This window comes from Neokomagataea thailandica NBRC 106555 (assembly GCF_001598495.1).
Taxonomy (GTDB): domain Bacteria; phylum Pseudomonadota; class Alphaproteobacteria; order Acetobacterales; family Acetobacteraceae; genus Gluconobacter; species Gluconobacter thailandicus_A.
In genome coordinates, this window is the sequence record NZ_BCZB01000066.1 from 1 (window position 1) to 1,954 (window position 1,954).

The 1,954-nt window shown below is 33.2% G+C and carries 1 protein-coding gene; it reads right to left on the bottom strand.

Annotated features, from left to right (window positions below; all coding sequences use genetic code 11):
* Nucleotides 1–216: 216 nt before the first annotated feature.
* Complete coding sequence (locus NTH01S_RS11380) at nt 217–1,710, bottom strand: glycosyltransferase family 2 protein (RefSeq protein WP_068173766.1); 1,494 nt, start codon at nt 1,708–1,710, stop codon at nt 217–219.
* Nucleotides 1,711–1,954: the final 244 nt, after the last annotated feature.

Genomic DNA, 1,954 nt, shown 5'->3' on the forward strand with positions numbered 1-1,954 from the left:
CACCTTCTAAAAACCCCAGAAGTTAGGCCAACTTCAACTCTTGCCGCACTTTGCAACAGAGCCCTTCCACGTGGGTAGTAATGCAGAGTAAGAAGGTTTCCATTTACTCAAGGCCCTGATCTTCGATCAGGGCCTTGAGTAAAAAATAAATGTACTATAAAATAGTATAGTAAAAATTATTAATTATCACAATTAAATAAATATTTGTGTAAATAATTACAATACGATATCATGTGAATTTTTTATCCAACATGGGAGTGTGACATCAAATTCTTTTTCCCAAATTTCTTGATCTCTTCTGGATCTAGACCAGAGAAATGAAGTAGCTTCATCTATGTTTTCGATACTTATTTTTCCTGAATATGATTGAATCTGCGAAAATTTAAATAAATTATATGCCATTTTTTTTATTTCTTCTGGAAAAAAAGCCATTTTTTTTAGCTGAATTTTCTCCCAAGCATGAAGCCACTGCCTATTGCAATGGGCTTCTCCAGTGCGGGTATCACTGTCCGGTTGTAGCCAACATATAGAGCGCCCTGAGTGTGGGTTTCGTAATCCAATATTATAATTATCCCCCTCTATTTTTTCTAATTTAAATGGTATTATAGATCCAAATCTATCATCATATGAAAGATGAAGCATTTTACCTTTTGAACCACATGTCAAATATATGATATTTGGATCATTTTTGATAATTAGTCCATAAATTGGAATATAATTATCATTATTATTATCAGATGAATGAATTATATCTCCAGAATTTGAATCCAGCATTACAGTAGTAGAGTGTACAGTTTTTATATTAAAAACATTAAATTCTACTGAATCAAAATATGAATCCCAAAAATTACCTCTTCTAATATTTGAGTATATATTCAACTCATAATTTTTTCGAATGTTAGCAACAATATTACGAACTTTCAATAAAAATTCTTTTTCTGGATAATCTACTACTTCATTAATATCAAAATCCTTAAAATAGTTCATAGGCGCAGGAGCATCACGTATATCACTGCGGCGCTCTACTTTTTCTATAAAATCTGCCAAACTACGACAAGCATAATGTCGTACACGAGCGTTTATCCACGTGGGATAGTCTTTGGTTTTTTCGGGATGAACTTCATCCCAGATAATTGGACTTCCATCAGAAGAAACATATATACCATTAATATCAAATTGATGAGGGTTTATATATATACCGCTAGCTGTATCTGGGCGAAAAATAGATTTTACAATTTTGTTGGCATCAGTAGAATTTGGTTGAGACCGATAAATATACGATTCAATAGGTGATGAGTTGGGTGGTCGCGTAATATAACCACTACTACCAAAACAACACCAGTTGATAGCAATAGCTGACGCATTAGGGAATTTTTTTAAAAAAGAAGAAACATTTTGATCTATTCCTAAATCAAGGTATTCATCTGAATCTAAAAACATTAACCAATCAAATTCATTTTTTGCATCTAAAATAGATTTTTCATAAGTATACTTTTGACGATGATTGAATCGTAAGTGTTGTTGTGATTTTTCTAATCGAATATCATATGATTCAGATGCAGATTGAACGATATCTCTTGTCTTGTCAGTTGAATTGTCATCGTAAACAATAATAGTAGAAAAACCGAGTGCAATATGCCATCCTAACCACCAAGCTATATCGTGTTCTTCATTTTTAACAAATACAGCAAGAGCTAATCGTTCTGACATCAGGTAATCTCCTTAGTTAGGCGTATGACAATATATCATATTAATAAATGTAGCTGGAAGTATCGTGTTAAATTTTTCGTTTTGAACTTTTGGTTATGTGTTAAACGGATCTGTTTCAAAGTTTGATCTCTTGCTTGAAACCGTATTGGTTTTGAGGTGGAGCTAGGCGGATGGGCTCTGTTGCAAAGTGCGGCAAGAGTTGAAGTTGGCCTAACTTCTGGGGTTTTTAGAAGGTGTAAACCCC

Coding starts and splice junctions, on each gene's coding strand:
- NTH01S_RS11380 (WP_068173766.1), bottom strand. CDS start 1,710: ATGTCAGAACGATTAGCTCTTGCTGTATTTGTTAAAAATGAAGAACAC.